Origin of the sequence: Nocardiopsis sp. NPDC049922, from assembly GCF_040660275.1 — a bacterium.
GTDB lineage: Bacteria > Actinomycetota > Actinomycetes > Streptosporangiales > Streptosporangiaceae > Nocardiopsis.
In genome coordinates this window covers 171,055-187,118 of record NZ_JBFAME010000007.1, presented here as the reverse complement: position 1 = coordinate 187,118, position 16,064 = coordinate 171,055, and the positions used below count along the sequence as shown (strand labels likewise).

Annotated in this window: 11 protein-coding genes; 6 read left to right on the top strand and 5 right to left on the bottom strand. The window is 75.5% G+C overall.

Going from position 1 to position 16,064, the window contains the following annotated elements:
- Window position 1: 1 nt before the first annotated feature.
- Window positions 2-952 carry an agmatinase gene (gene speB, locus AB0I72_RS15445; RefSeq protein ID WP_358568115.1) on the bottom strand — a complete coding sequence of 317 codons (951 nt, stop codon included), beginning with the start codon at window positions 950-952 and terminating at the stop codon, window positions 2-4.
- A 115-nt stretch (window positions 953-1,067) separates the two neighbouring features.
- On the opposite strand from speB, the gene AB0I72_RS15440 reads away from it, so the two are divergent.
- Window positions 1,068-2,624 carry a PucR family transcriptional regulator gene (locus AB0I72_RS15440; protein ID WP_358568467.1) on the top strand — a complete coding sequence of 519 codons (1,557 nt, stop codon included), beginning with the start codon at window positions 1,068-1,070 and terminating at the stop codon, window positions 2,622-2,624.
- Window positions 2,625-2,843: 219 nt separating this feature from the next.
- Complete coding sequence (locus AB0I72_RS15435) at window positions 2,844-4,166, top strand: GAF domain-containing protein (protein WP_358568113.1); 1,323 nt, start codon at window positions 2,844-2,846, stop codon at window positions 4,164-4,166.
- Between the two features lie 262 nt (window positions 4,167-4,428).
- Here AB0I72_RS15435 and AB0I72_RS15430 read toward each other — a convergent pair whose 3' ends face one another.
- Window positions 4,429-5,019, bottom strand: a complete 591-nt coding sequence (locus tag AB0I72_RS15430; protein ID WP_358568110.1) for a hypothetical protein — start codon at window positions 5,017-5,019, stop codon at window positions 4,429-4,431.
- Window positions 5,020-5,584: 565 nt separating this feature from the next.
- Between AB0I72_RS15430 and AB0I72_RS15425 the strand changes: the two genes are divergently transcribed.
- The 4 genes from AB0I72_RS15425 to AB0I72_RS15410 all read left to right on the top strand — a co-directional run bounded on the left by AB0I72_RS15425 (window position 5,585) and on the right by AB0I72_RS15410 (window position 10,386).
- On the top strand, window positions 5,585-6,817 hold the full coding sequence (locus AB0I72_RS15425; protein ID WP_358568464.1) for a PLP-dependent aminotransferase family protein: 1,233 nt from the start codon (window positions 5,585-5,587) through the stop codon (window positions 6,815-6,817).
- 56 nt (window positions 6,818-6,873) lie between these two features.
- Complete coding sequence (locus AB0I72_RS15420; RefSeq protein ID WP_358568107.1) at window positions 6,874-7,824, top strand: D-alanine--D-alanine ligase; 951 nt, start codon at window positions 6,874-6,876, stop codon at window positions 7,822-7,824.
- A 13-nt stretch (window positions 7,825-7,837) separates the two neighbouring features.
- The gene (locus AB0I72_RS15415; RefSeq protein ID WP_358568104.1) at window positions 7,838-9,301 is read left to right on the top strand and encodes an FG-GAP and VCBS repeat-containing protein; all 1,464 of its coding nucleotides are present in this window, start codon (window positions 7,838-7,840) and stop codon (window positions 9,299-9,301) included.
- 77 nt (window positions 9,302-9,378) lie between these two features.
- On the top strand, window positions 9,379-10,386 hold the full coding sequence (locus AB0I72_RS15410; protein ID WP_358568101.1) for an aldo/keto reductase: 1,008 nt from the start codon (window positions 9,379-9,381) through the stop codon (window positions 10,384-10,386).
- A 47-nt stretch (window positions 10,387-10,433) separates the two neighbouring features.
- On the opposite strand, the gene AB0I72_RS15405 is transcribed toward AB0I72_RS15410, so the two are convergent.
- From AB0I72_RS15405 to AB0I72_RS15395, 3 genes are all read right to left on the bottom strand, one after another.
- Window positions 10,434-11,420: an FAD binding domain-containing protein gene (locus AB0I72_RS15405; protein ID WP_358568098.1), complete on the bottom strand. Its 987-nt coding sequence runs from the start codon at window positions 11,418-11,420 to the stop codon at window positions 10,434-10,436.
- Window positions 11,417-14,071 carry a molybdopterin-dependent oxidoreductase gene (locus AB0I72_RS15400; protein ID WP_358568095.1) on the bottom strand — a complete coding sequence of 885 codons (2,655 nt, stop codon included), beginning with the start codon at window positions 14,069-14,071 and terminating at the stop codon, window positions 11,417-11,419. The genes AB0I72_RS15405 and AB0I72_RS15400 overlap by 4 nt, the downstream gene beginning before the upstream one ends.
- Before the next feature lie 132 nt (window positions 14,072-14,203).
- Window positions 14,204-15,868, bottom strand: coding sequence for a serine/threonine-protein kinase (locus tag AB0I72_RS15395; RefSeq protein WP_358568092.1), 1,665 nt, complete (start codon window positions 15,866-15,868; stop codon window positions 14,204-14,206).
- Between the last annotated feature and the right edge of the window lie 196 nt (window positions 15,869-16,064).

Here is a 16,064-nt window from a genome sequence, read left to right as displayed (position 1 = left end):
CCTACTTCCGGGACTGGTTCAGGGCCAGGACGCTGACCAGGTCGTAGGCCACGTGCGAGGCCGCGGTCGCGGTGATCTGCGCGTGGTCGTAGGCCGGGGCGACCTCCACCACGTCGCCGCCCACCAGGTTGCAGGCGGACAGGCCGCGCAGGATCTCCAGCAGCTCGCGGCTGGTGATGCCGCCCGCCTCGGGCGTGCCGGTGCCCGGGGCGTGCGCCGGGTCGAGGACGTCGATGTCCACGGACACGTACAGGGGGCGGTTCCCCACGCGCTGGCGCAGCATGTCGGAGATCTCGTCGACGCCGCGGCGCATCACGTCGGCGGCGGTCACGATGCCGAACCCGAAGCGGCGGTCGTCCTCCAGGTCCTTCTTGCCGTAGAGGGGGCCGCGGGTGCCCACGTGGGCGATCGCCTCGGTGTCGAGGATGCCCTCCTCCACGGCCCGGCGGAACGGGGTGCCGTGCGTGTAGGGCTCGCCGAAGTAGGTGTCCCAGGTGTCCAGGTGCGCGTCGAAGTGCAGCAGGGCGATGGGGCCGTGCTGGCGGTACAGCGAACGCAGCAGGGGCAGGGCGATCGTGTGGTCGCCGCCGAGGGTGACCAGGCGGGTCCCGGCCTCGACGAACCGCGAGGCGCCCGCGTCCAGGGTCTCCACGGCGTCGCCGATGGAGAACGGGTTGACGGGGATGTCGCCGCCGTCGACCACCTGGAGCCGCTCGAAGGGCGCCACGTCCAGGCCCGGGTGGTAGGGGCGCAGCAGACGGCTCGCCTCGCGGATGGCCGAGGGGCCGAACCGCGCGCCGGGCCGGTAGGAGACCCCGGTGTCGAACGGGACGCCCACGACCGCGATGTCCGCGCGCTCGACCTCGTCGATGCGGGGCAGCCGGGCGAAGGTCGCCGGCCCGGCGAAGCGCGGCACACGGCTGGAGTCGATGGGTCCGATCGGAGTGTTCATGTCCGTCCTTGTTCTCGCGGCGACGTCGACGCAGGTCACAGTGCTGCGCTCAGACTAGGGAGCGAGTAGGCTTCCTACCAGTGGTTGAATGGCACCACAGTTGCCCCGGAACTGGATGAAGTGTCCATACTGTGGGAAGGAGCGTGAGCGCGTGGTCGTCTCCGTCGCCGGGCCCGACACCCACGCCGTCCCGCTCAGCGCCGTGCTGGCCCGCCGCGACCTGGCCCTGACCGCCGTCGTCGACGCGGGCGACCCCGGCATCGTCTGGGCGGTCGTCAGCGAGCTGGCCGAACCCGCCCTCTACCTGCGCGGCGGCGAGCTCGTGCTGACCGCGGGGCTCAACCTTCCCAGGAGCGCGGAGGGGGTGCGCGACTACGTGCGCTCCCTCGCCCAAGCCCGCGTCAGCGCCGTCGGCTTCGGCGTCACACCGGTGCACGACACGCTCCCCGCCGCGCTCGTCGAGGAGTGCCGGAGCCAGGGCCTGCCCCTGGTCGAGGTGCCCCGCCCCACCCCCTTCGCCGCCGTCAGCCAGGCCGTGGGGGAGGAGCTGGAGGAGCGGCGCATGCGCGACCTGCGCCGCATGGGGGAGGCCCACCAGCGGCTCACCCGCGCCGTCACCGCGACGGGCCCCGTGGACCGGGTCCTGGAGGTCCTGGCCGACTCCCTGGGCGCGTGGTCGGCGCTGGCCGCCCCGGAGGGCCTGCGCACCAGCTCCGGGGCGCCGGACGCCCTGGACGAGGAGCTGACGGAGCTGGTCGCCAAGCTCACCGAGGTCACCGGCCCCCGCAGCGCCAAGGCGGTCTCCGGCCCCGACGAGGTCTTCCTGCACACCGTCGGCACGCCCCCGGACGACCACGGCGTGGTCCTGGTGGGCCGTCCGCGCCCGCTCGGCATCACCGACCGCGCGGTCCTGCGCACCGCCACCGCCCTGCTGGACCTGCTCACGCGCCGCCACGGCGACGCGCCGCCCGTCCCCGGCCGCCTGCTGACCGCCCTCCTGGTCGACGGCGGGCTCACCGACCCGGCCGCGCCCCTGCTCGCCGAACTCACCGGGGCCGGGGAGAGGGGAACGCCCGCCTACCGGGTGCTGCGCGCCGTCCCGGCCGGTACCGGCCGGCGCACGTCACCGGCGGCGCTGCCCCTGCCCACCCAGGTCCTGGACACCGGCGCCGGACCCGAACCCGGGCTGCGCGCCGTCCTGGCAGACCGGGGCGAGGACGAGCACCGGGCGCACCTGGAGGAGCTGCGCGTGCACGGCTGGATCGCCGCCCTGAGCGGACCGGTCGCCCCCGAGGACCTGCCGGGCGCCGACCGCGGGGCCGTCGCCCTGCTGGAGCGGGCCCGCGCCGTGGGCGGACCCCTGGTGTGGGAGGAGGACGGCGACCCCTTCGCCGGGCTGCTCACCCCCTCCGGCGCCGACGACCTCGCCCGTCGGATCCTCGGCCCACTCACCGGGGACACCGACTCCGCGCGCGTCCTGCGCCGCACCCTGCGGGCCTGGCTCGCGCGCCACGGCAACTGGGACCGGGCGGCGGCCGACCTCGGGGCCCACCGCAACAGCGTCCGCTACCGGATCGGCCGGATCGAGCGCGACCTGGACGTGGACCTGGCCGACGCCGAGCAGCGCATGCGCCTGTGGTTCGCGCTCACCCGGTGGCGGGCGCGCGACTGAATTCCCGGGGCGTGTGCCGCGGACCCGCTCCAACCGGGTGGTCCGGTTTCACGCCGCGCCGTACCGTCGACGGTGGATGGGGGAGGCCGCTGCTCGGAATCGGAACGCGGTACCTCTCCCGGCCGCCGAACCGCGTGCGTGTTCCGGTTCCGTCCACCTCCCCCCATCCGCGGTTGGACACTGGTGAACTCCGCAGAGAACGTGAGGACTGGGGCTCAAATGTCGTTTCCCCCTCTGGACACGGCCCTCCCTGCCGGGGTCGACGCCCGAGAACACGCCAACCTGCTGCGCCGGGTGCACGAGGCCGCGCTCACCGGCCGACCGGCTCCCGCCGCGCTGCGGCCGGTCATCGAGGACTCCTGGGGCCGCATGCGGCGCTTCGGGATCGACCCCGACAGCGGGCCTCCGCCGCGCGTGGCCCGACCCGACGAACTCCACCGCACCCGGTCGGCCTCCCCGATCGCCGAGGTGCTGCCGCTCATCCGCCGAGCCCTGGTCTCGGTCGCCGACGAGGCCGAGCACATCATGCTCGTCACGGACGCCTCCGGCCAGATCCTGTGGCGCGACGGCTCCCACCGCGTGCGGACGGTCGGCGACCGCGTGGGGCTCGTGGAGGGCGCCTACTGGAACGAGGGCAACACCGGGACCAACGCCATCGGGACCGCGCTGGTGGTGGGCAGGCCCGTGCAGGTGTACTCGGCCGAGCACTTCGTCCGCAACCTGCACGCCCTCACGTGCGCCTGCGCACCCGTGCACGACCCGCGCGACGGACGCCTGCTCGGCGCCATCGACGTCACCGGGCCGGTCTCGACCGTCCACCCCTCCACCCTGGCGCTGGTGAACACGGTCGCCCAGCTGGCCGAGGCGCACCTCCAGAGCATCCACCACGGGCACCTGGAGCGCCTGAGGGCGGTGGCCGCGCCCCTGCTGGCCCGGATGAGCGGACCCGCCCTGGTCGTCGACGAGGCGGGGTGGACCGCGGCCGCCGTGCACATCGAGCCGGTTCGCCGGGTGCTCCTGCCCACCCAGCGCGAGACCGGCACCGCCTGGCTGCCCGCGCTGGGCGAGTGCGCGCTCGAACCCCTGCCCGGCGGCTGGCTGGTCCGACCGTGCGGGAAGGAGTCGGCCAGCCCCACGACCGTCACCCTGGAGCTGTCCAGGGCGGCGTCGCCCGCGGTGCGGGTCGCCGGGCCCAGCGGGGAGTGGACGCACCGTCTCACCCCGCGCCACGCCGAACTCCTCCTGCTCCTGGCCGTCCACCGCGACGGGCGCACGGCGGCCCAGCTGTCCGAGGACGTGTTCGGGGCGGCCGGGCACGTGGTGACCGTGCGCGCCGAGCTCTCCCGGCTCCGCCGCCACCTGGGCGGCATCCTGGACAGCCGCCCCTACCGCTTCAGCGAGGAGGTGCGGGTGCGCGTCTCCTGGCCGCGGGAACGCGCGGACCTGTTGCCCGGATCCCTCGCCCCCGGGGTCCGGACCCTCCGGGAGCGGGACCCCGACCGCGTCGAAGCCATCGCTGCGGGTGGGGGAGTCGCAACCTAGTGCAACCATTGCCTGCTCGGCGGGGATGGTGTGGACTGTTCGCGCACGGCCCGCCAGGCCGGGCGGACGGTGTCGGGCGTGAGAGGGCGCGGCAACCGGAGCCACGGCGTCAGCGGCGTTCGCCGCCCGCGGAACCTTGAGGGGGGTTGCGGGGCATGGGCGAGCGCGCGAGCGGGCCCCGGTGGTCCAGGGCGATGGGGGAACTCTCTGGACGCACCGTACGCACGGCGTGCCTCCGAGGTGGCTCCTCGGGGGTACGCCGTCACCCCGTGCCGTCGCCCGTCCGACCGGCGGCCTCCTCGGAACCGTCCGACCCCGCGCCGCCGTCCTCGGCGGTCTCCCCGGCCAGGGCGGGCGCGCACTGGAAGCAGTCCATCGTGAACACCTCGGCGCCGCCGACCCGGCCGCTGAACACCCCGTGCAGGCCGTCGTCGCCCGCCTCCCGGTCGGCCAGGACCTCGGTCCGCAGCCGTCCCTCGAAGACCAGGTGATCCCCGTCGCGGGTCGTGCCCGTGCAGTGCACCTCCACGGCCCCGTCGCCCTCCCGTTCGGCCTCCTCCCGGCCCTCGGCCCCGGCCGACTGCTCCCCGGCGCCCGGGGAGGGACTCCCGGACGGCGGCTCGTTCGCGCACGTCAACACTCCCTGGACCGGGTGCCCGGCCCGGGCGAAGGCGCGTTCGGCCGCGGGGCGCAGCACGGTCGCCGACAGCGCGCCCGCGGCTCGCGCCATCTCCCGTCGAGCGGCCTCGGCCCGTTCCACGCGCGCGTCGTCGGTGGTGCAGGCGGTCGTGAGGGCGCTGGCCAGGAGCAGGCAGGCCAACGGAGCGAGAACGGTGGTCGTGCGGACTCTCATGTCTTCCCCCCGGGGTGCCGTTCCGGGCGCGGTGCGCACCCGGAGGTGTCCCATGTGGCCAATGTCTTAGATGCGGATAATGCGCCCTATGTCCGACTCGCGAGGAAAGGTGAAAATGTGCTCCATCTTCTGGTCATCGGGCCGTAGCACCCCCGCCGCACGCGGGTATCCCATCGAGGGACGGCCACGACGGCGACGGCGGGTCGACCGTCCAGGCGGCGCCGCGCGTGTGTGGCGATCGGCACGAAACCGCCAGCTCGTGGCGGAGAGAGGACCCCGCTGGGCTACACTCGGTGCATTTACGGGTCCGGGTGCACACCCGGACCGTCCGACCCGACCGTCGCACGGGGGCTCCGGCACAGACCGGGCCGCCGTGTGAACCAGGGGGCGGCGCACGGCGTCGAACGAGGGACCGCGACCGGCCCCACGTCCCGCCCGTGGGCCACCCGACCGACCTTCCTGACGGAGGTGGACCGTGTCCGCTGACCACCGAGAGCAGCAGCCCAGCCAACAGGGTTCGCGTATCGACCCGCACGTCGGCCGCTACGCACACCGAGCACAGGGCATGGTCGCATCGGAGGTCCGCGCACTGTTCGCCGTCGCGTCCCGGCCCGAGGTCGTCTCCCTCGCCGGAGGCATGCCCAACGTCGCGGCGCTCCCGCTCGACCAGATCGGCGAACTCGTCCGCGACGTCGTCGCCGAGGAGGGACCGGCCGCCCTCCAGTACGGGTCCGCCCAGGGCGACCCCGTGCTGCGCGAGCAGATCTGCGACTACATGACGCTGGAGGGCATCACCGCCAGCCCGGACGACGTCATCGTCACCGTCGGCTCCCAACAGGCCCTCGACCTCATCACCCGCGTCTTCGTCGACCCCGGCGACGTCGTCCTGTGCGAGGCGCCCACCTACGTCACCGCGATCAACACCTTCTCCGCCTTCCAGGCCGACATCCGCCACGTCGCCATGGACGAGGACGGCGTGGTGCCCGAGGAGCTCGACGAGGCGCTCACCCGCGCCGCGCGCGAGGGCCGCAGGGTCAAGTTCTTCTACACCGTCCCCAACTTCCAGAACCCCGCGGGCATCACCATGACCGCCGAGCGCCGCGCCCGGGTGATGGAGATCTGCGAGCGCCACGACGTGCTCGTGGTCGAGGACAACCCCTACGGCCTGCTCCGCTACGACGGCGAGGCCCAGCCCACGCTCTACTCCCAGGGGTCGGGCAACGTCGTCTACCTCGGGTCGCTGTCCAAGACCCTCTCGCCCGGCCTGCGCATCGGCTGGGCGCTCGCCCCCGCGCCCGTGCGCGCCAAACTGGTCCTGGCCGCCGAGTCGGCGATGCTGAGCCACTCCACGTTCAACCAGCTGGTCGTGCGCCGGTACCTGCGGACCTTCCCCTGGCGCGAGCAGATCAAGGCGTTCAACACCATGTACGGCGAGCGCCGCGACGCCATGCTCGGCGCCCTGGAGGCGATGATGCCCGCCGGGTGCACCTGGACCCGCCCCGAGGGCGGCTTCTTCGTCTGGGCCACCCTGCCCGAGGGCATCGACGCCAAGGCCATGCTGCCCCGCGCGGTCGCCGAACGCGTCGCCTACGTACCCGGCACCGGCTTCTTCGCCGACGGCCGCGGCCGCGCCGACATGCGGCTGAGCTTCTGCTATCCGACCCCAGAGCAGATCCGGGAGGGCGTGCGCCGCCTGGTCGGCGCCATCGAGGGCGAGCTCGAGCTGCGTGATACGTTCGGCAGCACTCTGGCCCCGCCCACCGAGGGCAGCCAGGCACCCGCACCCGACCTGCCCTGACACCTTCCCCCGAGGGCACCGCCACCATGTCAGCACCACACAAGGAGGTCCGCGCCGTGGCAGACCTTGACCGCGTTCTCGTACTCGCCGGGGGGCTGTCCCCCGAACACGAGGTGAGCGTCCACTCCGGGCGGAGCGTCGCCGACGCGCTGCGCCGCCTGGACGTGGAGGTCCAGGTCGCCGACGTCGACGGCACGCTGTTGGACCGGCTGTCCGAGGACCCGCCGCAGGTGGTCTTCCCCGTCCTGCACGGCGCCGCCGGCGAGGACGGCGCGATCCGCGAGGTGCTGGAACTGGTGGGGGTGCCCTACGTCGGCGCCCGCCCGCAGGCGTGCCGCCTGGCCTTCTCCAAGCCCGCGGCCAAGGCCCTGATGGCGGCCGAGGGCGTGCGCGTCCCGCGCGGGGTCGCGCTGCCCAAGTCGGCCTTCCACGACCTGGGCGCGCCCGCCCTGCTCACCCGGATGGCCGACCGCCTGGGCCTGCCGCTGTTCGTCAAGCCGGACCGGGGCGGCTCCGCGTTCGGCGCCGCGCCGGTCACGTCGGTCCAGGACCTGTCGGCGGCCCTGGTCTCCTGCTTCGCCTACAGCGACTCCGCGCTCGTCGAGGAGCAGATCCAGGGCACCGAGCTGGCCGTGGGCGTCCTCGACACCGGCGACGGCCCCGTCGCGCTGCCGCCGGTGGAGATCGTGCCCGACGGCGGGGTCTACGACTACGCCGCGCGCTACACCGCCGGGCGCACCGAGTTCTTCTGCCCGGCCCGCCTGGACGCCGACGCCGTCGCGGCCGCCACCGAGGTGGCCCTGACCGCCCACCGCGTGCTGGGACTGCGCGACCTGTCGCGCACCGACCTCATCGTCGGCGACGACGGTCAGGTCACCTTCCTGGAGACCAACGTGGCCCCCGGCCTCACCGAGACCTCGACGTTCCCGATGGCGGCGGCCGCGGCCGGACTGGACTTCGCGGTCGTGTGCCGGGAGCTGGCCCACCAGGCGCTCCTGCGCGGCTGAGCCGGAAGGACCGATGCCCCCCGCCCCCGCCGCCCGCCTCGGGATCGTCGCCGCCCTGTTCCCCCTGGCCGCCGCCGGGTGCGCTGGCCCGGCCGACACGCCTCCGCCACCGCAGGAGCGGCCGTCCGCCGCTCCGGGGCCCTACCGGCCCCAGCGGGCGGACTTCGACGGCGACGGTTTCGACGACGTGGTCGTCACCGTGCCCTCCGCCACCGTCGACGGGGCGGGGGACGCCGGATACCTCGCGGTCGTCCCCGGTTCGGCGGACGGCCCCGATCCCTCGTCCGCCCGGACGGTCTCCCGAGCGGACGACGGCGTTCCCGGAGAACCGACGGAGGCGGACCGGTTCGGTCGCACCGCCCACGCCGGCGACCTCGACGGCGACGGCTACGCGGACCTGGTCGTCGGCGCCGCGCGGGACCGGGGACCCCTCGTGCTGTGGGGGAGCGCCGACGGCCTCGGCTCCGGAGTGCCCCTGGGCGAGAGGACGGCCTACGGCGTGGTGGACGCGCTCGACGACTTCGACGGTGACGGGCACCCCGACCTCCTGTACGTCGACTCCGAGGCCGGGGGCGGCGCGGGCGGCCTGCGGTTCATGTACGGACCCTTCTCCCGCGACGGCGCCCCCGACCGGACCGCGACCGAGCTGACGGCCTACGTCGACACCCGGGAACTCCGCGTGATCTCCGGTGACCTCAACGGTGACGGCCGGGCCGACGTGGTCGGCTTCCCCGCGTTCGAGGAGATGGCCTACGAGACACCGGTCTGGCTGGGCTCGTCGGAGGGACTCGTGTCCGTCGATCCCCTCCCGGAGGCGGACGAGGGCACGGTCGCCGACGTCGACGGCGACGGCTACGGGGACCTGGTGCTGCGGGTCCTCACCCACGGCACGGTGGAGGACCCCCCGAACGTGCCCAGCGAGATCATGGTCGTCCACGGGTCGGCGGACGGGCCGGGAGAGCGGCGGGCCACCCTGACCCTGGACACCGAGGGCGTTCCCGGTGAGGCGGCCGACGGCGACCAGTTCGGCTTCGAGCTGGCCTCCGGGGACGTGGACGGGGACGGGTACGCGGACGTCGTGGCCGGGGTGGCGCGCCCCGGTCCGACCGCCCCCTACGACGCGGGCGACGTCGTCGTTCTGCGGGGCGGCGCCGAGGGCCTCACCGGGGACGGCGCGCTGCGGTTCGGACCCGAGGAGGCCGGGGTCTCCGCTTCCCGGCCGGTGGAGCCGGAGTGGAGCATCGACCCCTGGCCGCTCGTGTCGATCCGCACCCTCGACTCCGACGGCGACGGTGTGACCGACGTCGTGGTGGGCCGGCCCCTCCGGGACGACGACGGATACGCCTGGGAACCGGGGCCGGTATGGGCCTTCCGGGGCACGGACGAGGGGCTGACCGGAGTCCTGTCCTTCACCCTCGCGGAGATCGGCGCCGCCACGGGACGAGGCTTCGGTTACGGCCAGTCGTTCGCGCACTGATATCCCGTGGAGATCGAAGACCCGGCGGTGGTAGCGTGCCGCCGCGGGACACCGCCGAACGACGGAAGGTGAGCACGGTGCGCACACGTGAGTTCCAGGGGACGCCGGTCGGGCGGGTCGGGCTCGGCCTCATGGGCATGAGCTGGGCCTACTCGGCCTCCGAACGCGACGACGCCCGTTCGGTGGAGCTGATCCGCGAGGCCGTCGACCTCGGCGTGACCTTCCTGGACACCGCCCAGGTCTACGGCGGCGGCCACAACGAGGAGCTGGCGGGACGCGCGCTCAGGGGGATCCGCGACCAGGTCGTCCTGGCCACCAAGACGGGCCTGGTCATGGACGACGCCGCGACCCTGGCCATGCACCGGGACGGCACGCCCGACCACGTCCGCCGCTCCCTCGACGAGAGCCTGCGCCGCCTCGGCACCGACGTCGTCGACCTGTACTACCTGCACCGCGTCGACCCCGCCGTCCCCCTCGCCGACACCTGGGGCGCCCTGGCCGAACTCGTCGCCCAGGGCAAGGTCCGCCACCTGGGGCTGTCGGAGGTCACCCGCGCCCAGGCCGACGAGGCGCACGCCGTCCACCCCGTCGCCGCGATCCAGTCGGAGCTGTCCCTGTGGACCCGCGACGCCCAGGGCGCCGAGGGCGGGAGCGCGGGCGGCTTCGGGGGCGTGGCCAACGACGGCGACGGTCCGGGCGACGTCGTCGGCTGGTGCGCCGAGCACGGCGCGGCCTTCGTCCCCTTCTCCCCGCTGGGCCGCGGTTTCCTGACCGGGACGGTCACCGCCGAGGGCCTGGAGGAGGGCGACCTGCGCGCCCGGCAGCCGCGCTTCCAGGAGGAGGCCGTCCGCCGCAACCAGGCCCTCGTGGACGTCGTGCGGCGCGTCGCCGAGCGGCGCGGCACCACGCCCGCCCGGGTCGCGATCGCCTGGACCCTGGCCCAGGGCGACCACGTCATCCCCATCCCCGGCACGAAGAAGTCGGCCTACCTGCACGACAACGCCGGGGCCGCCGACCTCGACCTGACCCCCGAGGACCTGCGCGAACTCGACGACCTGCCCACGGCGGCGGGCACCCGCTACTGACCGGCCGCCCCGGGCCGGTCCCCGCGAGGACCGGCCCGGGGCCCGCGTCAGTCCCGCGCGAACCCCAACGCCCGCTCGACCCCGGCGCGGACGGTCTCGCGCAGCAGCGGGACCTTGTACCCGGTCGCGGGCAGCGGGGAGCACAGGTCGGCCAGGCCGTCCAGCGCCGCGACGAACGCCGCGCCCGGCTCGACCCCCGGCACCGCGCCCACCAGCGCGGACTCCACCCGCGGCAGCCGCAACGGGGTGCGCGCCACACCCCCGACCGCGACCGCCGCCGTCTCCACCGGACCGTCGCCGCCGTCCGCGCACGCCAACCGGACGGTCACCTCCACCAGCGGCCACTCGGCCCGGGAACGCCCGGTCGCCCGCAGGTAGGCCGCCCGCTCACCGGGCACCGGCGCGGGCAGCGACACCGACACCAGCACCTGCGTCGGACTCAGCACGTGGTCGCGGAAGGGATCGGCGCCGTCGTAGAGCTCCGCCACCGGCCGCTCGCGCGACCCCTCGCCCGCGACCTCCGCCACGGCGTCGTAGGCCACCAGGGCCACCGCCACCGTCGACGGGTGCGGCGCCACGCACGGTCCCTGGTCCACCACCACCCCGCGCAGGTGGTCGCCCTCCCGCGCCGGACAGGCGTCACCGCCCGTCTGGAAGCAGTCGAAGGCCGGATTGCGCAGGTACCAGCACCGGTTGCGCTGCAACAGGTTGCCGCCCAGGGTGGCCGTTCCGCGCACCTGCGGCGTGGCCAGCGCCCCCGCCGTGCGCGCCAGGGCCGGGTACGCCTCGCGCAGCCGGGCGTCGGCCGACAGGTCGTGCACACTGGTCAGCGCGCCGACCCGTGCCGACCCGTCCTCGCGCCAGTCGATCCCGCGCAGGTCGTCGACCCCGGTCAGGTCCACCACCGGCGCCGGGGCGAGCACCCCGTGCGCCAGGCACGCGGTCAGGTCGGTGCCTCCCGCGCGCGGCCGGGCCCCGCTCCCCTCCAGCTCGGCCAGGGCGACGCCCAGGTCGGTCGGTCGTGTCGTGGTCATCGCAGCCCCTCGATCAGTCGGTCCGGACGGATGGGAAGGTCGCGCGGGCGCCAGCCGGTGGCGTCGAACACGGCGTTGGCCACGGCCGCCGCCACGCCCACCGTCGACACCTCGCCCAGGCCCACACCGCCGCCGGGCACGTGCTCGAACCCCTCCTCGTGGAAGTGGACCTCGGTCTCGGGCACGTCGCCCATCCCGGGGATCCGGTAGTCCTCCAGGTTGTCGGTCAGCACGACCCCGGTGGCGGGATCGTCGCGCCGCTCCTCGAACAGCGCGTAGCCCACGCCCTGCACCACCGCGCCCTCACACTGGTTGCGGGCCAACCGCTCGGAGTAGACCCGGCCGGCCGCGATCCCGGCCCAGCAGCGGGTCGGCCGCACCCGCCCCAGCAGGGTGTCGACCTCCACCTCCATGACGTGCACCGCGCCGATCAGCCCCCGCCCGACCGCCAGGTCGTCCCCGGCGACGAGCGAGGACATCCGCTCCCACCGGTCCAGGGAACGCCCGCCGGTCACCCGCAGCCCCTCGGCGGCGGCGAGCGCCTCCTTGAGGGCGATCTCGGGGATGGGCCCGGCAGGGGGGACGTCGGCCGAGTGCTCGCGCAGCCCCTCGCGCAGGCGGTCGGCGGCCTCGGCGGCGGCCGGACCCATCGAGGTGGTGGTCCGACCGCCGAAGGAGCCCGTGCCGTGCACCGACGCGCTGTGCCCGATCTCCACCCGCAGGTCCGCGGCGGGCACGCCCAGCCGGTCGGCCACCACGTCGCGCAGGACCGTGCGGATGCCCGTGCCGATGTCCTGCGTGGCCGAGCGGACCACCACCGCGCCGTCCTCGACCGACAGCTCCACCCGCGCCCGCGGCCCGAGGAGGTAGATCCAGTTGCTCGCGGCCATGCCCACGCCCCGGCGGAACCGACCGGTCCGCCTCCCGCGCGGACGGTCACGCCACAGCGGATGCCCGGAGACCACGTCGTACAGGGCGGCGCGCTTGGGGTTGCCGTCCCAGCGCCGCCGCAGGGACAGCGGGTCCTCGCCCAGGCGCCGCGCCATCGTGTCCACCGCCTGCTCCAGGGCGAAGCTCATCGGCGGTCCGCCCGGCCCCCGGAACGGCGCGCCCGGGGGACGGTTGGTCACCACGTCGAAGTCCCGGACGCGGCGCGGCGTGCGACCGTACATCAGCGCGGCGAGCGTGGCCGTGCTGGAGCCCACCGACACGCCGCCGTCGCCGTGGGAGTCCACGCTCATCGCCGCCAGATCACCGTTCTCGTCGGCGAGCAGGGCCACGCGGGTGCGGGTGCCGGGGCGGTGCCCGGCGTCCGTCAGCTCCTCGGACCGGTCGAGGACGACCCGCACCGGGGCGTGGGCCAGCCGGGACAGCTCGACCGCGGACACGATCTCGGGCGACATGGCGGCCTTGGCCCCGAACCCGCCGCCGACGTACTCGGTGACCACGTGCACCCGGTCGCGGGGCAGTCTCCAGCGCTCGGCGGCCTTGTCGGCGGTCCGGCTCACGGTCTGGGTGGACACGTACAGCGTCAGGTCGCCGTCCGCGCCCCAGGCGGCCACGCACACGTGCGGTTCCAACGGGGTGTGCAGCTGGGTCGCGGTGCTGTACTCCTGGGCGACCAGCCGGGGGTCGTCGGCCTCGGCCGCGGCGCGCAGTCGACGGGCGGCCGTGGCGCCGCGCCAGCTCACCACGCCGGGGCCCCGGACGTTGCCCCGCCAGGGCGCGGAGGGGCCGGGGGCCTCGCCGTACGAGGGAACCGCCTTCTGTTCCGCGCGGCTCGGGTAGAGCACGGGCGCGCCCGGGGCCCGCGCCGCCTCGGTGTCCAGGACGGCGGGCAGGGGGTCGTAGTCGATCCGGACGGCCTCGGCGGCGGCCCGGGCCTGGGCGGCGGTGGGCGCGGCCACGGCGGCGATCGGCTGGCCCACGTAGCGGACGGTGCGGTCCTCGGCCAGCAGGTCGGTGAGGACGGGCGTGCCGTCCTCCTGGGGTCGGGAGGCCTGGCGGGACCCGCCGCGGGCGCGTGCGCCGCCCGGGTCGACGGAGCGGATCCGGGCGTGCGGGACGGTCGAGCGCACGATCACCCCCTCCCAACAGCCCTCGGGGGCGAAGTCCGCGCTGAACCGGGCGCGGCCGGTGATCTTGTCGTGGGCGTCGGCGCGCGGCGGGTCCTGGTCGGGTTCGGAGTCGAACTCCCCGGCGCAGGCGGCGGCCACGGCGGCGAAGACGCCCTCGTAGGCGCCGCAGCGGCACAGGTGGCCGGCCAGGGCGTCGGCGATGGTGTCGCGGTCGGGGCGGGTGTCGCCGTGCTCGGCGCGCCAGGCGTCGGTGAACGCGGCGGCCTCCACGACGAACCCGGGCGTGCAGTAGCCGCACTGGAGGCCGTCGTGGGCGGCGAAGGCGCGTTGGACGGGGTGGGCGCCGCCCAGGCCCTCCACCGTGGTCACGGAGCGCCCGGGCAGGGCGTCGGCGGGCAGGAGACAGGAGACGGTGGGGGAGCCGTCGAGCAGTACGGTGCAGGCCCCGCACACCCCGTCGCCGCACGCGATCTTGGTGCCGGTCAGCCCGAGCCGGTCGCGGATGTGCTCGGCGGCCGTCGCGCCCGGCGTGTCCGGGGCCGGGGCGGGTGAGCCGTTGACTTCCAGGTCCATGTGGCCGTCCCTGGTCGAAACGTAAAGTTGTCACTGACAACTTAAGTTGGGGGCGCACCCCTGTCAAAGGCATGGACGGCGCGCGCCGACCCCTCGGGCCGACCCGCGCCGTCCCCACCGGAACCCGGCCGGTCAGCCGCCGGGCACGGGCCAGACCGGCTCGAACACCGGCTCGTCGAGCGGCGGCACGGTGGGCTCACCGCCCCCGCCGTCCCCGGGCTCCTCGCCACCGGGGTCGTCACCGGTGCCGTCGCCGGGCTCCCCGCTCGGCTCGTCGCCGGTCCCGTCCCCTCCGTCGGGGTCGCCGCCGCCGTCGTCGGTCGCGCCGTCGTCGGGCTCGTCGGCGCCCCCGCCCTCCCCGGGACAGCCGTCGGTCCCGCAGGGCTCCTCCCCGGGGCAGCCGGGCGCGTGGGGGTCGGCGGCGCAGTCCGTGCCCTCGGCCGGGTCCCCCGCGCCCTCGTCCACGGGATCGTCCACGGACGCGTCGACGGGGTCCTCGACCTGGCTCACCTCTCCGGCCGGGTCCTCCCCGCCGGACGCCGGGGCCTCGGCCGGCGGGGCGGAGGGGGTGGATCCGATGGGCACGATCTCGGGGAGGGCGCCCTGGCGGTAGGCCACCAGCAGCAGGACCCCGAGCATGGCCAGGACCACGGTGGCGGCGGCCCGTGTCAGGGCCCCTCCGCGCGCCCCGTGCCTGCGGCGCCGACCGCCGGCGACGCGACGGCCGGGCCAGGGGTCCGGCGCCCCCGCCCGCGGTTCCGCGCCGTCGATCGGGCCGGTCCCCCCGCCCACCGGCACGCCGACCGGGGCGGCCGTGGACCGGTCGCGGGTGGACGCGCCCTCCGGCGCCGTGGCGCCGTCCGCCGCCGTGGCGGCCCACGCGACGCCCGTCAGCACGTCCGTGGGCGGGAGCACCGGTCGGATGACCGCGGTCCCCTCGTCCACCAACGTGGCGGCCTGCTCCAGGACGGCCGTGGCGGCCAGGGGCGCGGTGGTCGGCCCCGTCCCGAGCAGGGTGTTCAGCACGTCCACCGCCCTGGGGCGCGCCGCGGGGTCCTTGCCCAGGCACCGCCCCAGGACGGGGAGCAGCCGGTCGGGGACCCCGTCCAGGTCGGGCTCGTCGCGCAGCACCCGGTCGACCACCTCCATCGTGGTCTCGCCGGGGAAGGCGTGCCGTCCGGTCGCCGCGAAGGCCATGACGGCCGCCCAGGAGAACACGTCGCTGGCCGGTCCCACCGTCTGTCCCCGGACCTGTTCGGGGGACATGTACGCGGGCGTGCCCACCACGCCCGTGGTGTGCCGGGTGGCGTCGTCCAGGCGTGCGATGCCGAAGTCGATCAGCCGGGGCCCGTCCGGGCCGAGGATGACGTTGCCCGGCTTGACGTCGCGGTGCACCACCCCGGCCTCGTGCACGGCCGTGAGCGCGGTGACCGTGGCGATCGCCAGTCGGTCCAGCGCCGGGCCCTCGCGCGGCCCCCCGTCGAGCACCGCCGTGCGCAGGGTCGGGCCGGGCACGTACTCGCTGGCGATGTAGGGCAGGGGCCCGTCCATGTCGGCGTCCAGGACGGCGGCGGTGCAGAAGGGCGCCACGCGGCGGGCCGCAGCGAGCTCCTGGGCGAACCGCGCCCGCTGGTGTGTGTCGTCGCCCCAGGTCGGGGTCAGGACCTTGACGGCGGCGGGCGTGCCGTCCGGGGCGTGCCCCAGGTAGACCATGCCCTGGCCGCCGCCGTCGATGCGGGCGGCGAGTGTGTAGGGTCCGATGCGTTCGGGGTCGGAAGGGCCGAGCGGAGTGGTCATGGTGCGCGCCTGTCCGAGGGTGGGGGAGCCGCCGGATCGCGGCCTCGTCCACCTCTGTGACGTCGGGTGGAGCGCGGCGGATCCTTACCCGGAGGTTGCAGTACTGTCACTTTTTCCCGTCGGCCGGGGCGGTGTCCGCGCGTGTCGCCCGAACACGGGCGTCGGGCCGCCGCGCACCCAGGGGTGTGCGGCGGCC

Bases quoted from the DNA above. Each gene is read 5' to 3' on its own strand.
- AB0I72_RS15405 (WP_358568098.1), bottom strand. From the start codon at position 11,420: ATGACCACGACACGACCGACCGACCTGGGCGTCGCCCTGGCCGAGCTG.
- AB0I72_RS15425 (WP_358568464.1), top strand. From the start codon at position 5,585: ATGGTCGCATCGGAGGTCCGCGCACTGTTCGCCGTCGCGTCCCGGCCC.
- speB (WP_358568115.1), bottom strand. From the start codon at position 952: ATGAACACTCCGATCGGACCCATCGACTCCAGCCGTGTGCCGCGCTTC.
- AB0I72_RS15435 (WP_358568113.1), top strand. From the start codon at position 2,844: ATGTCGTTTCCCCCTCTGGACACGGCCCTCCCTGCCGGGGTCGACGCC.
- AB0I72_RS15415 (WP_358568104.1), top strand. From the start codon at position 7,838: ATGCCCCCCGCCCCCGCCGCCCGCCTCGGGATCGTCGCCGCCCTGTTC.
- AB0I72_RS15400 (WP_358568095.1), bottom strand. From the start codon at position 14,071: ATGGACCTGGAAGTCAACGGCTCACCCGCCCCGGCCCCGGACACGCCG.
- AB0I72_RS15395 (WP_358568092.1), bottom strand. From the start codon at position 15,868: ATGACCACTCCGCTCGGCCCTTCCGACCCCGAACGCATCGGACCCTAC.
- AB0I72_RS15440 (WP_358568467.1), top strand. From the start codon at position 1,068: ATGAAGTGTCCATACTGTGGGAAGGAGCGTGAGCGCGTGGTCGTCTCC.
- AB0I72_RS15430 (WP_358568110.1), bottom strand. From the start codon at position 5,019: ATGAGAGTCCGCACGACCACCGTTCTCGCTCCGTTGGCCTGCCTGCTC.